The sequence below is a fragment of the Sphingobacterium nematocida genome (assembly GCF_900168125.1).
GTDB classification, from domain to species: domain Bacteria; phylum Bacteroidota; class Bacteroidia; order Sphingobacteriales; family Sphingobacteriaceae; genus Sphingobacterium; species Sphingobacterium nematocida.
On record NZ_FUZF01000006.1, the window covers coordinates 60,948 to 77,460 of the forward strand.

Here is a 16,513-nt window from a genome sequence, read left to right on the forward strand (position 1 = left end):
CTAATTAGGTGCCTTTATTTATTTATTAATCTTTCAGTTCCATATGGAACAGTGCTGCAATATGTCTTTTTAGCTTTTCTTTGACCTCATTTATATCAAGTTTATAGCCAAGCTCTCGTTCCATAGAAGTAACATCTTTGTCGTCAATACCACAAGGGATAATGTTGCCGAAGTAACCGAGATCCACATTGACATTGAAAGCAAAACCATGCATTGTCACCCAACGGGAGGCACGCACCCCCATCGCACAGATCTTCCGGGCTTTATCATTATCAGCATCGAGCCATACGCCTGTAAAACCATCATAACGGCCAGCTTGTATGCCGTAATCGGCTAAGGTCAATATGATGGCTTCTTCTAATGTGCGCAGGTAGAGGTGGATGTCGGTAAAGAAATTGTCGAGATCTAATATCGGATAGCCTACAATCTGCCCTGGACCATGGTAAGTAATGTCGCCCCCGCGATTGATTTTGTAGAACGTAGCATCTTTTTCTTTTAATCCTTCTTCATCTAAAAGCAAATATTCGGGATGACCACTTTTGCCTAGGGTGTAGACATGTGGGTGCTCGGTGAATATAAGATGATTCGGGGTAGCATGGCTGGTCTCATTGACGCGATTATCATGTTTAACAGCCAAGGTCTCCGCAAATATTTTTTCTTGCCTATCCCAAGCCTCTTGGTAGTCGACCAAGCCCCAGTCGGTGAATTTTACTTGTTTGTTCATCACTCCCTTCACCTAATACAACAAATTATTATAAGGATACCTTTTGTTGTGCAGATCAGAAATTACTTCGTACAGCTTGGCTTTAAATTCTTCAATATTTGTTTTGTTGGTCGCCGACAGGAAAATCGCTGGATCTGAATTTTTGGCCATCCAAGAATTCCTGAAATCGTCCAATGTTACTTTTATTTCTTCGCCGTTTTCATCAAATTCTACTGCAGGCTTGAACAGATCGATCTTATTGAATACTGTTATAGTCGGTTTGTCCAGCGCGTTGATATCCTTGAGTGTTTCATTGACAGCAATAATATGGTGCTCAAAATCTGGATGCGATATGTCTACCACATGGATCAATACATCGGCTTCGCGTACCTCATCCAATGTCGACTTAAAAGACTCGACTAGATGGTGGGGCAGTTTTCGGATAAATCCTACCGTGTCAGACAACAAAAAGGGCAGGTTGTCGATAACAACTTTGCGTACTGTGGTATCGAGCGTTGCGAATAATTTGTTTTCGATCAGTACATCGGCTTTGGATATCATGTTGAGGATAGTCGATTTACCCACGTTGGTGTAACCAACCAAGGCCACACGTATCATCTCCCCACGATTTTTACGTTGGGTTTCGTTTTGTTTATCGATTACTTTTAACCGCTCTTTTAACAAGGAAATCTTGTTCAGGATAATCCGTCTATCGGTTTCGATCTGAGACTCTCCCGGCCCACGCATACCGATACCACCACGTTGTCGCTCCAAGTGGGTCCATAATCGTGTAAGGCGAGGTAGAAGGTACTGTAGCTGCGCTAGCTCCACCTGTGTCTTCGCTTGGGCGGTCTGCGCATGCTTTGCAAATATATCCAAAATCAAACTTGAACGATCCAAGACCTTGCGCTGTAATTCTTTCTCTATATTACGAAGTTGGGATGGCGATAGTTCGTCATCGAAAACAATCATATCAATATCCTCAGCCTCAACGTATTCCTTGATTTCTTGTAGTTTTCCTGTTCCTACAAAAGTAGCATGTTCTGGCTTGGCCATCTTTTGCGTGAAAACTCGCTTAGTATCGCCCCCGGCTGTCTCTACAAGAAAACGGAGCTCGTCCAGGTACTCCAGTGCTGTAGCTTCTGAAACTTCGGGTGTAATGACCGATACCAGAATAACGGTTTCTTGTTTTATCGCGGTGTCGTATATCTTAGTTTTTCCCATATATGTCTTTTATCACTTGTCCCACGGACTACTATAGTAGAGAACAAGAAAACAAAGATAAATGTTTTTGAATTAAAACCCCGAAGCAGTCGCTTAAGAAATCTTATCCCAAGAAATTCCAGGACTTCGTTGGTTGAGGTAGTTAACTAAGAGGTGGTTGCGAGGGTCTGCCAGCTGCGGATCTTGTTTGAAGAGGGCGATCACCATGTTGCGGGCATTCGTTAGCAAAGCTTGGTCCTTGGCCAGATCTGCGATCCGCATTTCCAGTACGCCCGATTGTTGTGTTCCAGAAAGATCTCCAGGGCCACGTAGCTCGAGATCCACTTCTGCGATTTCAAAACCGTCATTTGTACGTACCATCGTGTCTAGCCGTTTGCGTCCTTCTTTACTCAGTTTGCTGCCCGACATCAGGATACAGAAAGATTGCTCAGCACCTCGACCTACCCTGCCTCTGAGCTGGTGAAGCTGGGATAAACCAAAACGTTCCGAGTTCTCGATAACCATAACCGAGGCATTGGGTACATTGACACCCACTTCGATCACTGTGGTAGCGACCATGATCTGTGTCTCGCCCTTAATAAAACGTTGCATCTCGAAATCCTTGTCCTTGACAGGCATCTTGCCGTGGACGATACTGATTCGATATTGGGGTAGAGGAAACTCTCTGGAAAGACCTTCAAGGCCAGCTTCGAGGTAGAGAAGATCCATCTTTTCACTTTCTTTGATCAGTGGGTAGACAATATATACTTGTCTTCCCTTGGTGATTTCTTCTCGAATAAAACCAAAAACACGTAGCCGTTGATTCTCGAAAAAGTGCACGGTTTTGATAGGTTTACGCCCAGCAGGCAATTCGTCGATGATGGAGATGTCTAAATCGCCATAAAGTGTCATGGCGAGTGTACGTGGGATCGGTGTCGCAGTCATGACTAGCATGTGTGGCGGTATGGTGTTCTTCCGCCATAGTTTGGCGCGCTGTTCTACACCGAAACGGTGCTGCTCATCGATTACAACAAAGCCTATATTTTTAAATTTTACCTTGTCCTCAATCAAGGCATGAGTACCAATAAGAATATCTAGGGTGCCTTCTTCTAGTTCCTGATGAATGATTTTACGGTTTTTGGTACTGGTCGAGCCTGTAAGAAGCTTAACCGAGCAGATATCCTCGCCTAACAGTTCCTTCAGGCCATTGTAATGCTGGGTCGCTAATATCTCTGTCGGGGCCATCATACAAGCCTGATATCCATTGTCAATAGCCAGCAACATGCTCATTAGGGCCACGACTGTTTTGCCCGAGCCTACATCACCTTGTACAAGACGGTTCATCTGTGCTCCAGTATTGCTGTCCAAACGGATTTCTTTCAATACCCGTTTTTGAGCATTTGTCAGAGGAAATGGAAGGCGCTCGTTAAAAAAGCGATTGAACTTATCGCCGACTTTGTCAAAACGGTGCCCCTTGAATTTCTGGGTATTGAGTTGTTTGTTGCGCAGAAGCCGCAGTTGTATAAAAAATAGCTCTTCAAATTTCAACCTGCGTATTGCGGCATTGAGCTCTGCTACCTGTTGCGGAAAATGTATATTTAAGAGCGCTTCTTTGCGTCCGATCAACTTCTGTTCATGAAGGATATAGTCGGGTAGGGTCTCTTCTATACTCGAAAATATTGTCTCTAAAGCAGATTGTTGTAGCCGCTGTATACCTTTGGTGTCTAGGTTGAATTTTTTTAGTTTCTCCGTAGAAGAATATACCGGCTGCATGGTCATGTTACCTATTTTCTTTTCCGTAGCGCTGTAAAGCTCCATTTCTGGATGTGTAATGGAAATAGTACCGTTGAATTCCGTTGGTTTGCCATAGGCGATGTACGGAGATCCTACTTTAAGGCTCTTCTTCAGGAAGGGGATACTTTGAAACCAGACTAGCTCCATTGTTCCCGTTTCATCCCTAAACTGCCCTACGAGCCGTTTACCTCTGCGTTCACCAAGTTCCTGAAGGGAGACCAGTCGGCCTAATACCTGTGCACCGATCAGGTCTGTATGTACTTGACGTACTTTGTGGAATTGGGTACGGTCGATATAGCGAAAAGGATAGGTCTGAACTAGATCTGCAATTGTAAAGATCTGTAGCTCTTTTTTCAGGATATCCGCTTTCTGCGGTCCTACCCCCTTGAGGTATTCTATCGGAGTTATTAAAGATAAATTAGCCATTCCTAAGAATGGCTAATTTACAAAAGTTAGTCGAAAGATTATATATAAGGGGTGGAATGGTCTATTTTAATTTGTTTATTTTATCCTGTACTTGAGCTTTGCTACCTACAGAAAGCTCCTGCTCCGTGAAGGTGATCACCGAATTGGCCGCTACCGTTACTTGCTTGATGCTATGGGCGACAGCTCCATTGCTCTCTGATACAAAAATCACATGCATGGTCATGCCTACTGGCACGAAGCCATAGTGTTCTGAAAAGAAATGATCTACTTTATCATAGGTGTCCAACTGTGCCAACAGGTTAGGTTGGTCCTGGTAAGCGAGGTAAATAGCGGCATTGTCCTTGTTGTATCCGGCAGGTACTTTGACTTTAATCTGTGTTTTGGGATCAGGGAATGAGGCGAATCGGTCTACATTAGTCCATCCAAATTCAGTGCCCCATATGCTATAGGATGCCATGTCGGTATTGATATTCATACCAGCCTCTTTGCCTTGACCTTTTACCTCTTCCCATGCAAGATTGCCGTCCTGGTCGATATTGCCATTCCACAACTTCATGGCTGCATCCAAAGTTCCGGTATTCGAAGCTGGGATCGATACATTAAACATACAGCCCGATTTTAATTCTTGATCCCCCTGCATGATTTTGATATTGTACTGTCCGCCCGTAATTAATGGTTCTTTTTTACCTATACCATTTATACCCATTACAGGTTTGTTGGCCATAACCATGTTCCCTCGATCATATATTTCGATAAAGGATAGCGTCGCGTTACCAGTTGCCGGAGATCCGTTTTGAAGGCGAAGACAGTTTGGCTGAATCTGAAGTTTGGCTCCTTTGGATGAAGTAAATGTGATTCCGTCTTCTATTTTAAAATCCTTTTTCTGTGTCAGGTCCGTAAGTGTTTTGGCCCGCATGTCCTTGAAGCTAGCTGCTGAAGGACCCGCCATTTCATCATAAGCGCTATTGTCCTTGCATGAAGTGGTAAATAGAGTAGCACATAGAAGAAGTGCTGATAATTTGAAAGTAGTTGTCGTTTTCATACCTATAAAGTTTATTTGTTAAATGATTTTCATAGGTATATAAAGAGGGGGATAACATTGTTACCCCCCTCAAAGAAAAAAATATTCTTTTGATTACCCTTTCCAGGCGATTACTGATATCTCTACATTAACATTGCGTGGCAATGTCTTTACGGCTACACACTCGCGAGCAGGTTGATTTTCGCTGAAATACTGGGCATACACCTCGTTTACCGTAGCAAAGTCATCCATACTGGACAGGAAGATAGTCGCTTTTACGACATCTTTGAAATCATACCCTGCGTGGGTCAAGATGGCACCTACGTTTTTTAGTACTTGATGCGCTTCATCCGCAATACCAGTGGTTATCAACTCCATCGTCTCTGGGTTGAATGGTACCTGACCGGATACGTATAAAGTTTTGTCTGCTTTGATTGCTTGGTTGTACGGTCCTATGGCTGCAGGAGCCTTTTCGGTGTTGAAAATTTCTTTTTGTGACATATTACTTAGCTATAAATATTTTATAAAGGATACCCAAAACAAACACCGAAATAGCAATAATGTTGATGATACGCATGGCTTTTATGCTCCCGTTGGTATGTTGTTTTGGCTGCTCCATAGTGTGAGGTTTGTGTGTGCAAAGAAGTTACAAACCTACATAAATTTGGTTTTACACGCAATATAATTGCGTCGTAATATAAAAGTGAATTTTGTAGCTCTCCTTATCCATTTAGACCTTTGTAGAGGAGATATTTCGAATGTTTCTTCTAAACACCGGGAGTAAATTGATATGGTCAAAATTTAAGGAAGGTTTAATGTAGTCACATTTGTCCTTGTCAGGACAGAACCTTCATTTTTTTGCTTGACCAAAAAAACGAAGCAAAAAAAATCAAGACTGTGTAGCCTATGTTCATCACAGCACGTAAAGCTATCAAGGCGGTTTCCAAGGTCGCCACCACGACAGTCCAGCCCATCGACTGGAAATCCTTGATTACTGCAATATGCACGATGGTCAGTGTGATAACTTTACGGCCTTAGATTTCATATGCTACAAGGTCGTTTTTTTAGGTATTTCTTATTGATTACTGCTTACTCTATTCTATCGACTGGCTTCAAAACGGCCTTAGCTTATTTGGTCGTGAAAGTAGTCAGGATTAGAAAATATGCTGTTTGCATTGGCTACCACTTTAGATAAGGTCACCTTGGCGGATTGCCAATAGCAGGAATGGAAAGGCTTTGTGGCAATACGGCACAGTGACGAGTTTAGCTTCGCTGAGCTACACTTCGTTCCGGTTTTTGCATACTTTTTTGCGGAAAAAAAGTATGAGCCCTGTCGCGGCTAGAGCGACAACAAATGTGTTCAGCATAAACCTTCTTTTTTTTATATCTTGCGATATGAACAGCAAAATAGCTTTATACAACGGAACTATTTATTCCGAATATGATATTATAAGTGATGGTGCATTATTAATTTCAGAAGGTAAATTATTAGGAACAGTACCTGTAGATCAAATTCCAGCTGGTTTTGAACCTGTGGATGCCGAGGGCGGTAATATTTGCCCGGGTTTAATCGATTTACAGATCTATGGTGCAGGAGGGAGCTTGTACTCTGCTGACCTTAGTGTCGAATCGTTGCTACATATACAGAATACGTTACTCGGGCAGGGGTGTACTTCGTTTTACCTAACATTAGCTACGAATGAGATAGCTGTTTTTAAAGAAGCAATACGGGTATACAAAACTGTTAATCCTCGTAATACGCTTGGGTTACATTTAGAAGGGCCATTTCTGAATCCGAAAAAGCGCGGCGCACACCCTGCCGAACTTATTTTAAAAGCAGATGTCGCAATATTAGATGATTTGTTGGCTGATGCTGCTGATACGGTAGGCATGATTACTGTTGCGCCAGAACTACTGGAAGATGAGTGCTTGACTTACCTCCGGTCTAAAGAGATATTGATTAGCGCAGGGCATAGTGATGCTACATTTGAAGAGGCTACAGCTTCCTTTGATAAAGGCATAGCGACTGTGACACATTTGTGGAACGCAATGTCTCCATTACATCATCGGGAGGTTGGATTGCCAGGAGCTGTTTTTAATCACCATACGACCTGTGCTTCCGTGATCGTAGATGGTGTTCATGTAGACTTTGAAGCTGTTAAGTTAGCCAAACAAGTCATGGGCGAACGCCTATTCTTAATTACCGATGCTGTCACGGACTGTTCGAAAGATATTTATCACCATGAACTTCATGGAGATCACTACATACTGCCGGATGGTACGTTGAGTGGATCTGCACTAACGATGTTAGCGGCTATTCGCAATTGTGTCGAAAAGGTGGGAATACCGCTCGAGGAGGCTATTCGTATGGCTACGATTTATCCGGCGCGATTAATCGATCGTAACGATATCGGACATTTGAAGGCAGGAGCCAGCGCAAACGTTTTGGTATTTGATAGGGACTTTAATGTGAAAAAGGTTTACTTTGAAGGAGAGAAAGTGTAGTTTTGCATACTATGAGTTTAAACCCGTTTAAAAGCGCACTTGTTGCAGCATTATTAATTTCGGTTTTTATGCTTTCTTGTGCTTCCCGCAAGAATAAGAAAGAACAAAAATCAACGAAGGCGCAAACCGAAGTGTCTACTCCACAGGTACCTGCAGTCGTTCAGAAGGATACCCCTAAAAAAGAGACAAAAGGTGCTTTGGTTGCAAAATCAGCAGAGATGGCTCCTCCTGTAAAGGTCGAAAAGGAAGAATCTTTAATTGTAGATTTACCTCCAGTGGCACGCGAATTTCGCGCTGCATGGGTTGCTACCGTGGCTAATATCAACTGGCCTTCGAAACGTAATCTAACTACCGAACAGCAAAAGCAGGAAGCGATAGCTTTATTGGATATGTTGAAGGAAAATAACTTTAATGCAGTTATCTTTCAGGCCCGTCCATCAGCAGATGCAATGTACAATAGTCAATTTGAACCTTGGTCTTACTTTCTTACAGGAGAGATCGGCAAAAGACCTGAACCCTACTACGACCCGTTAGATTTTTGGGTGCAAGAAGCTCACAAACGTGGTCTTGAACTACATGTATGGTTGAATCCTTATCGCGCACATCACTCCAATGGTGGTGTCGTGACATCCGAGTCTATGGTAAAACGCACACCGGATAATGTAGTCAGATTACGGAATGGTATGTACTGGTTTGACCCTGCTGATCAACGGACGCAAGACCACGCTGCTCGCGTAGTAAATGATATCGTAAAACGCTATGATATCGACGGTATTCACTTTGATGATTATTTTTATCCTTATGCAGAATACAATGGCGGAGCCGATTTTCCAGACAATAAAACATGGAATGCGTATAGAGATACTGGCGGGAAATTGTCACGTGGAGATTGGCGTAGAGATAATGTCAACCGTTTTATCAAACGTATTTATGAAGAAATTAAAGCAGAGAAGAACTTTGTCAAGTTTGGTCTAAGCCCCTTTGGTATCTGGAAGCCAGGTTATCCATCAGGAGTTACAGGATCTTCACAGTATGACGAATTGTACGCAGATGCCAAATTGTGGCTTAACGAAGGTTGGATTGATTATTTTACACCACAACTTTACTGGCCTATAGATCCTCCAAAACAAAGCTTTACAGCGTTGTTAAAATGGTGGCAGTCTGAAAATAAATACAATAGACACTTGTGGCCGGGGCTAAATACGGTCGAAGTAAGGGCTGCTGATAAAACAAAAGAGATTGTAAACCAAGTCGCAGCATCCCGTGATATTGTGCCTAATAGTCCAGGTACCGTCCACTGGAGCATTGCGGGGTTGACGAAAAATCCGGCTATGTTGCCTGCATTGAAAAATGGCGTTTACAAAGAAAAGGCGCTGATTCCAAGGAGTCCTTGGTTGAATGCGAACCCTTTGTTGCGTCCTACATTACTGTTGACCAATCAAAAAAACACGGTATTTGCAAAGTGGTTGCATAAGCAGCCTGATCAGGTAGCACTCTGGGTAATGTATACGAGATACGGCGACCTATGGACGACTGATATTATCGATCCTACTATTACTTCTTTAGAGTTACCTAGACAAAAGGATGGCAAGACATTGTATGATGTCGCGGTACGTGCCATTGACCGTCTAGGTAATGAAAGTGAGTATATCGCTAAAAGTGTACAGCACAACTAGAAAAAGCATTAGACAAAACTTTCATGATTCCTTTGGATCACAAACAGGCATGAACCGAACCCGATTGTAGTGGGTGAGCTCTTGAATGCCTACGATAAAGAACACTGTGATGAAAAAAGTTCTTGATGTCCTTAAAGAACAAACACTTTTAGAAAAAAAAACTATACATGGGAGTAACTTGCAATTTTAAAAATAAGATACTTTCAAGGAAAATAATAACAATTGTAGGCTTGGTCTTCGGTAGTATACTTGTACTATCAGCACAGACCAAGCCTACTATCATTAAGCGCCCCATACAGTGGGATGCTGACCGCGAGCGACTTTCGTTGGAGTACCTGTTGAAAAGGCATGGTATCCATACGGATACAGCACTGATCGAACCTCGTGTAGTTGTGGTGCACTACACTGAAAATATGAGTGTGGGTGCTACCATCAAGACTTTTGACCCTATATTTCTTCCGGGTAGAAGAGATTTGCAGACCGCAAGTGCCTTAAATGTTTCGGCGCAGTATGTCATCGGGAGAGATGGTCGTATATACCAACTATTGGCCGAAGATCAATTTGCCCGACATACCATCGGACTCAACTATTGTGCTATTGGTATCGAGAATATTGGAACTCCCAGAAATCCCTTGACCGAGAAGCAACTCGAAGCGAATACCAAGCTCATCGCTTACTTACGAAAGAAGTATCCTATTGAATATGTCATAGGGCATCACGAATATCAGGCATTCAAAAAAACACTGTGGTGGAAGGAAAGTAATCCGACCTATATAACCCAAAAGCGCGATCCCGGAGATAAGTTTATGCATGCGCTAAGAAAGAGGCTCGGTCTACCAACGGAGTTGAAGATTATTCCATTACCATCGCAGTAGTTTGATAAGGTCAAAATTTAAAGAAGGATTTTATGCGCCTCTATGCCGGCGCAAGGCATGTTACCTTTTCTTGATAAAAAGTAACCAAAAATCAAGGCTGTATCTTATTTGTTGTTTCAGTAACGCTATGGTGTAAGCGCAGTTCCTAGGTCTCCTACGCTCAAATCCCACACAAGGACTGGAATCTGCTGGAGATAATGCAATATGTAAGGATTGTAATACACCATACCTACTTTCACAGCCAAATAAGCTAAGGCCGCTTTTGGGATAGTGAAAGAAACTACCATGAAGTCAGTAATTTTGCGGCTTGTGTTAGGTATAACAAACGTTAAATTAGCATAAAGTGAAAATATACGGCCTAGGGTGTTGTAGCGTTAAGAAAACAGAAGAAGTCCGACAAGAATGGATTTAAGAAATGTAACGACTCAAATACATTCCGGACTGCGGACTGTTTTTAGCGTAACAATACCCAAGCCTTGATTTGTTTGCTTCTTTATTCATCAAGAAAACCCACGAAGTGGCTCTTGAATACCTTTAAAAAGACAAATGAAATATGAAAAATAAAGAAGGCCCTATCCCGGCAGGGACAAATAGAATAATTTAATCCTTCTTTTAAATATATCAACCCAATGCTTCTCGTCACCGCAATTATAAAATCGTTATTAATAAAAAAGTTATAATTTTGTTTCTTTAAACGCAAAGCTGCTTGGAAAAGGAAGAATTTGGTGAAGGCAAGTGGATTTCCCTTTTAATAGAGGGGGATCGGGCAGCGTTTTCTAAGCTATACGAATTACATTCGCCTACTTTACTACATAAATTGAATCACTTGCTCCCTGACGAGGACAGTGTTTTAGAAATCCATCAGATAACATTTGTCCGGTTATGGGATATTCGCCATAAGATACAGCGAGAACAGGGCGTTTGGCCGTTGTTGCACACCATTGCTCGCAATCTTGTCGTCGATTATTTCCGTAAATCTGCCTCTAATGAGTCGGTGCGTAAAGCCTTATTGACACAGGCTACGCTGTATTATGAAATGGAAGACCCTAATGATGCAATAGAGCAAATGTCAGAAGCACTTTCCACTGCAATTGATAGACTTCCTTCCAAACGTAAGGAGATTTTTCTGTTCTGTAAATTTCAAGGCAAGAGTTATGAAGAAGCTGCAGCGGCCTACGGAGTATCCATTGGCACCGTAAAGGATCACATGGCCAAAGCGATGCGCTTTTTGAAAAGTGAACTGGGTGAAAAGCTATTTACCCTGTTAATTGTGCTTTTAGGTTTTTTCGACACGTAGTATCTCGCTCAATCCCTTTGTCTTCCATCCAGTAAGCCTACTCGTTGTATAAGAGATGGCATTTATTTAATTTTTTTCTAAAAAAATATTTTTTAGAGCATAGACTTTGCTGCCCCTCTCCGTATATAGATAAATAGCCGAAGAGCGCAGCACTAAAGAACTAAAGTTATGTACGATAAGAAACATGTTTTTGAACAGTACTTAGCGGGGAAATGTACCCCGGAGCAGGCTGCTTGGTTGGTTGCTACATTTTCGGAAGAGACTTTTCGTGCGGAATTAGAAAACTATATCGACGAAGTGTTCGAAGCCGAGCTGCAGAATGCAGATCATATTGAAGATTTATATGTACAGTCTCAAGATCAATATCCTATTGTAGAAGCCCTGATTTTTGGAGAAACACAGCAACCTAAAATTCGTTCTTTAGCAACATACTGGCGTTGGGTAGCAGCAGCTGCTGCATTATTGATATTCTACATCGGTTACAAACGTATAGCGATGGAATTATTACCTGCTACCGATAAGGTGGAGCTAGCGTCAACAAAGGGAGAAGAGAAGTCACTATCATCCGATGTGGTTACCTTGACGTTGCCAAATGGAGAGGTGATCGATCTTTCGGATGGTACAGAGTCCCGCTATGCAACTGTAGAAAAACAGGATGGTGATTCATTTTTCGAAATAAAAAAGCTTCAGGAAACGAAAGAGCCAATGATTCAGACTGTCCAGGTACCTGCAGGAAAGACGGGGACATTATTGCTTACAGACGGTACTAAGGTTTGGCTCAATGCAGGTTCAAAATTAACCTATGATGTTAATTTTATAGGAGGTGTACGTAAGGTAGATTTAGAAGGAGAGGCATACTTTGAAGTAGCGAAGAACAAAGAAAAACCTTTTGTTGTTGCTTCTGATGATCAGCGGATCCGTGTTCTAGGAACTCATTTTAATGTCAAAGCATATCGCGAAAATAGAACTACAACAACCCTGATGGAGGGGAGTGTAGAAGTAGCTACAAATACCAGCGCTTATACCCTGAAGCCCGGTCAAAGCAGTATGGTGACATGGGGTGGAGCAGATATTAAAGTGGAGCCTGCAAAGATGGACAAGGTTAATGCTTGGCGAAATAATGAGTTTGCATTTTATGATGCGACACTCGATCAGATCGGTCGTGAGCTTTCGAGATGGTATGGGGTAGATGTGCAGGTGGTAAGCAGAGGAAGAGGCTACGGTTTTACAGGTGTTATCTCTCGAAATAAAGATCTTGAAGAAGTATTGGACATATTAAATAGAACAGGACAGATTCGGTACCATATTATTCCTGTGGGGATAGGAGAAAGGAGGGTCGTCCTAATGATATAGTTTTACACGATTACCAATCTAACTAACCGCTGCTTTGATGGGATTAAGCAGTATACCGTAAATATTGAACTAATAAATTATTACTAATGAACTTATTTAATGCCAGGTCATTACTGAGAGGTATGGCTTTGGGAAAACGTACAACTATCGTTTTGGTTGCCCTCATGTGTGCGCAACTAAGCATGGCTGCTTTCGCGCAACGCGTTAGCATCAAGAGAAAGGGAATGACACTTTCTCAGGTATTTAATGAAATCAAGAAGCAGTGCAACTGTGATTTTTTCTACAATGAATCTTTGGTGAAATCTAATACGCCTGTAGATATTGATATGCAGAACGCAACCATACAACAGGTGTTAGATCATTGTTTTAGAGACCAACCACTGCAATACAGTATAGATAATAAGACGATAGTCATTAGCGCTAAGCCACAATCTGTCAGACAGCAAAAAGTACAGGTTCGTGGACGTGTAATGGACTATAAAGGAAAGCCCTTGGCAGGGATTACGGTGAGCGAAAAGGATAATGCACGTAATGTTGTAGGTACTGATACTGACGGTACTTATGTGATATCTGTAGCAAGTACAAATGCAACCTTGATATTCAAGAGTATGGGATTTGAGACCCTACAAATTCCGCTGCAGGGTAAAAATTGGACGGAGGTTAGATTGACACCTGTCCAAAATCAATTGGAAGACGTAGTGGTCACAGGTTACCAAAATTTACAAAAGAGATCGTTGACAGGTTCCGTTGCCACAGTGAATATGGAACAGTTGGAGACTATTTTCCAACCTAATATTGACAAATTACTTCAAGGACAGGTACCGGGATTGACGGTGATGAGTACCTCAGGTGCACCTGGGGCAATGCCACAGATCCGTATCCGTGGTACTGCTGCTTTAAGTGGTAACGTACAGCCACTATGGGTTGTTGATGGGATTATTTTGGACGATGCAGTAAATGTATCTGTAGATGATATTATGACAAACAGGAATTTGATTGCTTCGGGTATCGGTGGGGTAAATGTGGATGATATCGAAAGTATCAACGTCTTGAAGGATGCAGCAGCCACAGCAATCTACGGTACCAAAGCAGCGAATGGGGTAATTGTTATTACTTCTAAGAAGGGGAAAGCAGGTAAGACGCGGATTAACTTCTCTAGTACGTTATCGATGGGTGAGCGTCCACGTATAGAGGATGCCTATATGATGAACTCGAAAGAACGTATTGGTGTGAATTTGGAGATGTTGGATAGAAATTTGTTCAACGCTACAAGTCCAGGTGTAGGAGAATATGGCACAGTTTCAGACTTTGAGCGTTACTTTATTGATGCGAGTGATAAACGAATCACTTGGGGGCAATTTGAAGATAAAGTACGTGTGTTGGAAGAAGTAAATACGGACTGGTTCCAGCATTTGTTCAGAAATTCGTTGACCAATCGCCAAAACTTGAGTATTTCAGGTGGTGATGAGAAAACGACTTTTTACGCATCAGGGTCCTATTTAAATGATCAAGCTACTGCTAAAGGTGTGGGACAAAAGACCTATACAGGATCATTGAAGGCATATACCTATTTGAATCCAAAAATGCGCTTGGGTGTTATGATGGATATCAATGCTCGGGACAATAATAGTTTCTTTGCTCAAGATTCACGCGAAAATCCGTATGAATGGGCGATCTATACTACACGTGCACAGCCAGCATTTGATGAAACAGGTAACTATAGTTATTTCTACCAGAATACATTGAAGTATAACTTTATGGAAAATAGAGAACAAGGTTGGAGGGACTCAAAAAACTTTGGTCTACGTTCATCGGTAGACTTCGAATGGAAATTTTATAAAGATTTAACATTTAGCTCTTTATTTAGCTACTCAAAACAACATACTACAGATACAGACATCGCACTAGAAGATAGTTTTTTTGTTCGTAGTCGCAAAAAAGACTATTATGATATAGTAGATTATATAGGAGTTGAGGTGTGGAAAGACGGAGGTTATCGCAAAGGTAAAGGTTCTAAAAATGGTTCTGTTACTTTCAGAAATCAATTGACGTATAATCCTTTCTTTAAACAAAAACATTACTTAAATCTGATGGTGGGACAAGAGGTCCGTAAGGCTAGAATCGAAGGAGAAACCACACAGATTTATGGGTATGCTCATGATCGTGCGCACCAACAGATTCCACAGTTTGACCTTATTAAGAAAATGGGGTCAGCTTATTGGACTGAGCAATTGGACGAGTCGGCAGCAGTCTCTTATTTTGGAGCAGCAAACTATACTTACGACAATCGTTATACGGTCAGTTTCAATATGCGTACAGACGGTTCCAATCGTTTTGGTTTAAAAACAAATCAGCTGTTCCAACCACTTTGGGCTGTAGGAGCGAATTATCAAATGAAAGAGGAGGAATTCCTTCGAGATGTAAATTGGATATCTTATTTAACCCTTAAAGGGTCTTATGGTAGTCAAGGTAATGTGGCTGCTCAAGCCTATTCGGATTTAGTAGCTCGTGTTGGTACAGTTAGTGTGGATAATCCTATTAATTATTTGGTTATCAGTGCTCCTAAAAATCCTTATCTGAAATGGGAAAAGACATATACGAGCAATGTAGCTTTAGAGGCTGGGTTCTTCAAGCGTCGCTTAATGGCTAATGTAGAATGGTATAATAAAAAGGGAACAGATTTGTTAGGTTCCAAGCAAGTGTCTCAAGTGACCGGTTTCAATGAGATACAAGTAAACTGGGCTTCAATGCGTAATAGCGGATGGGAGTTTTCTTTAAATACGATTAATATCGACACCAAGTATTTTAGATGGTCCACAAATATTAATTATGGTTATAATAAAAATGAAGTACTGGATGTCAACTCTAGACCTACTTATAGTGGTTTAACTGATGCTAAACGTTCACAATACGCAGCTTCTGCTGTGGTGGGTAAACCAATTGATGGAGTGTGGTCGTATCGTTATGCAGGGCTGAACGAAGATGGTCGTGCGACTTTCTATACCAATAAAGAAGGTGAAAAGGTGTTGTATGGGATGAACAAATTGGATGGATTGAAATATGAAGGTCCGGTAACACCAACTACCCAACTTGGTTTTACGAACACATTTTCGTATAAAGGCTTCACTTTGTCTGGACTGTTTATAGGTAGCTATGGTAATGTGATGCGTTTAAGGAATCTGTCGTCAGGCTATGCATTGACGTTCCCAGACCCAACACAGAATATGTCTCAAGAATGGGTGAATAGATGGCGTAAATCAGGAGATGAGCTAATTACGGATATCCCAAAATTGGAGGATAGCGCATTTGAGGGGGCGGTTACAGGTAATCTTCCTTATAACGCAACGATGTATGATAATTCAGATCTGAGAACAGTTAAAGGAAATTTCTTTCGCTTACAAAACCTATCTATATCCTACGATTATTTTACGCCAAAGCTAAGAGCAATGGGTATTCAAAATATTAGAATGATGTTGCAAGGGAACAATTTGTATGTTTGGAAAGATAGTAAGTTGAAAGGGCAGGATCCTGAGGCACAGGGAAGTAAGATGAATTACTCCGCATCTAATTCTGTTGCAGTGTCTTTTGGTAATACCTATCTGCCTGTTCCGCGATCATACTCAGCAACATTACAAATTCAATTTTAAATCCAGTAAATAA

12 protein-coding genes are annotated in these 16,513 nt (G+C 41.7%); 6 read left to right on the forward strand and 6 right to left on the reverse strand.

The genetic code is table 11. From position 1 onward, the window contains the following. Nucleotides 1-25 precede the first annotated feature (25 nt). The 5 genes from lipB to B5X76_RS08845 form a co-directional block, all read right to left on the reverse strand. A complete protein-coding gene (gene lipB / locus B5X76_RS08825; protein ID WP_079642750.1) occupies nt 26-724 on the reverse strand; it encodes a lipoyl(octanoyl) transferase LipB in 699 nt (232 codons plus the stop codon). A gap of 12 nt (nt 725-736) precedes the next feature. Further along, a complete protein-coding gene (gene hflX / locus B5X76_RS08830) occupies nt 737-1,927 on the reverse strand; it encodes a GTPase HflX (protein WP_079642751.1) in 1,191 nt (396 codons plus the stop codon). A 93-nt stretch (nt 1,928-2,020) separates the two neighbouring features. Continuing rightward, nucleotides 2,021-4,126, reverse strand: a complete 2,106-nt coding sequence (gene recG, locus B5X76_RS08835) for an ATP-dependent DNA helicase RecG (RefSeq protein WP_079642752.1) — start codon at nt 4,124-4,126, stop codon at nt 2,021-2,023. Between the two features lie 61 nt (nt 4,127-4,187). After that, on the reverse strand, nt 4,188-5,168 hold the full coding sequence (locus B5X76_RS08840) for a hypothetical protein (protein ID WP_079642753.1): 981 nt from the start codon (nt 5,166-5,168) through the stop codon (nt 4,188-4,190). Between the two features lie 93 nt (nt 5,169-5,261). Beyond that, on the reverse strand, nt 5,262-5,648 hold the full coding sequence (locus B5X76_RS08845; protein ID WP_079642754.1) for a RidA family protein: 387 nt from the start codon (nt 5,646-5,648) through the stop codon (nt 5,262-5,264). A gap of 894 nt (nt 5,649-6,542) precedes the next feature. Between B5X76_RS08845 and nagA the strand changes: the two genes are divergently transcribed. From nagA to B5X76_RS08860, 3 genes are all read left to right on the forward strand, one after another. Then, on the forward strand, nt 6,543-7,652 hold the full coding sequence (nagA, locus tag B5X76_RS08850; protein WP_079642835.1) for an N-acetylglucosamine-6-phosphate deacetylase: 1,110 nt from the start codon (nt 6,543-6,545) through the stop codon (nt 7,650-7,652). An 11-nt stretch (nt 7,653-7,663) separates the two neighbouring features. Further along, nucleotides 7,664-9,328 (forward strand): glycoside hydrolase family 10-like protein, encoded by a 1,665-nt coding sequence (locus B5X76_RS08855; RefSeq protein WP_079642755.1) that lies wholly within the window; start codon nt 7,664-7,666, stop codon nt 9,326-9,328. A gap of 167 nt (nt 9,329-9,495) precedes the next feature. Beyond that, nucleotides 9,496-10,203, forward strand: coding sequence for an N-acetylmuramoyl-L-alanine amidase (locus B5X76_RS08860; protein WP_079642756.1), 708 nt, complete (start codon nt 9,496-9,498; stop codon nt 10,201-10,203). Nucleotides 10,204-10,328: 125 nt separating this feature from the next. Here the strand turns inward: B5X76_RS08860 and B5X76_RS21960 are convergent, their stop codons facing one another. Beyond that, entirely contained in the window at nt 10,329-10,490 is a 162-nt protein-coding gene (locus tag B5X76_RS21960) for a hypothetical protein (protein WP_176141023.1), read from the reverse strand. 419 nt (nt 10,491-10,909) lie between these two features. Here B5X76_RS21960 and B5X76_RS08865 point away from each other — a divergent pair, with 419 nt between their 5' ends. The 3 genes from B5X76_RS08865 (at nt 10,910) to B5X76_RS08875 (ending at nt 16,500) form a co-directional block, all read left to right on the forward strand. Further along, the gene (locus tag B5X76_RS08865; protein WP_079642757.1) at nt 10,910-11,500 is read left to right on the forward strand and encodes an RNA polymerase sigma factor; all 591 of its coding nucleotides are present in this window, start codon (nt 10,910-10,912) and stop codon (nt 11,498-11,500) included. A 168-nt stretch (nt 11,501-11,668) separates the two neighbouring features. Beyond that, nucleotides 11,669-12,853, forward strand: coding sequence for a FecR family protein (locus B5X76_RS08870; RefSeq protein ID WP_079642758.1), 1,185 nt, complete (start codon nt 11,669-11,671; stop codon nt 12,851-12,853). A gap of 86 nt (nt 12,854-12,939) precedes the next feature. After that, nucleotides 12,940-16,500, forward strand: a complete 3,561-nt coding sequence (locus tag B5X76_RS08875) for a SusC/RagA family TonB-linked outer membrane protein (RefSeq protein ID WP_079642759.1) — start codon at nt 12,940-12,942, stop codon at nt 16,498-16,500. Nucleotides 16,501-16,513: the final 13 nt, after the last annotated feature.

What these genes read in the sequence shown, in the direction of transcription:
- lipB (WP_079642750.1), bottom strand. Translation starts at nt 724, where the DNA reads ATGAACAAACAAGTAAAATTCACCGACTGGGGCTTGGTCGACTACCAA.
- hflX (WP_079642751.1), bottom strand. Translation starts at nt 1,927, where the DNA reads ATGGGAAAAACTAAGATATACGACACCGCGATAAAACAAGAAACCGTT.
- recG (WP_079642752.1), bottom strand. Translation starts at nt 4,126, where the DNA reads ATGGCTAATTTATCTTTAATAACTCCGATAGAATACCTCAAGGGGGTA.
- B5X76_RS08840 (WP_079642753.1), bottom strand. Translation starts at nt 5,168, where the DNA reads ATGAAAACGACAACTACTTTCAAATTATCAGCACTTCTTCTATGTGCT.
- B5X76_RS08845 (WP_079642754.1), bottom strand. Translation starts at nt 5,648, where the DNA reads ATGTCACAAAAAGAAATTTTCAACACCGAAAAGGCTCCTGCAGCCATA.
- nagA (WP_079642835.1), top strand. Translation starts at nt 6,543, where the DNA reads ATGAACAGCAAAATAGCTTTATACAACGGAACTATTTATTCCGAATAT.
- B5X76_RS08855 (WP_079642755.1), top strand. Translation starts at nt 7,664, where the DNA reads ATGAGTTTAAACCCGTTTAAAAGCGCACTTGTTGCAGCATTATTAATT.
- B5X76_RS08860 (WP_079642756.1), top strand. Translation starts at nt 9,496, where the DNA reads ATGGGAGTAACTTGCAATTTTAAAAATAAGATACTTTCAAGGAAAATA.
- B5X76_RS21960 (WP_176141023.1), bottom strand. Translation starts at nt 10,490, where the DNA reads ATGGTAGTTTCTTTCACTATCCCAAAAGCGGCCTTAGCTTATTTGGCT.
- B5X76_RS08870 (WP_079642758.1), top strand. Translation starts at nt 11,669, where the DNA reads ATGTACGATAAGAAACATGTTTTTGAACAGTACTTAGCGGGGAAATGT.
- B5X76_RS08875 (WP_079642759.1), top strand. Translation starts at nt 12,940, where the DNA reads ATGAACTTATTTAATGCCAGGTCATTACTGAGAGGTATGGCTTTGGGA.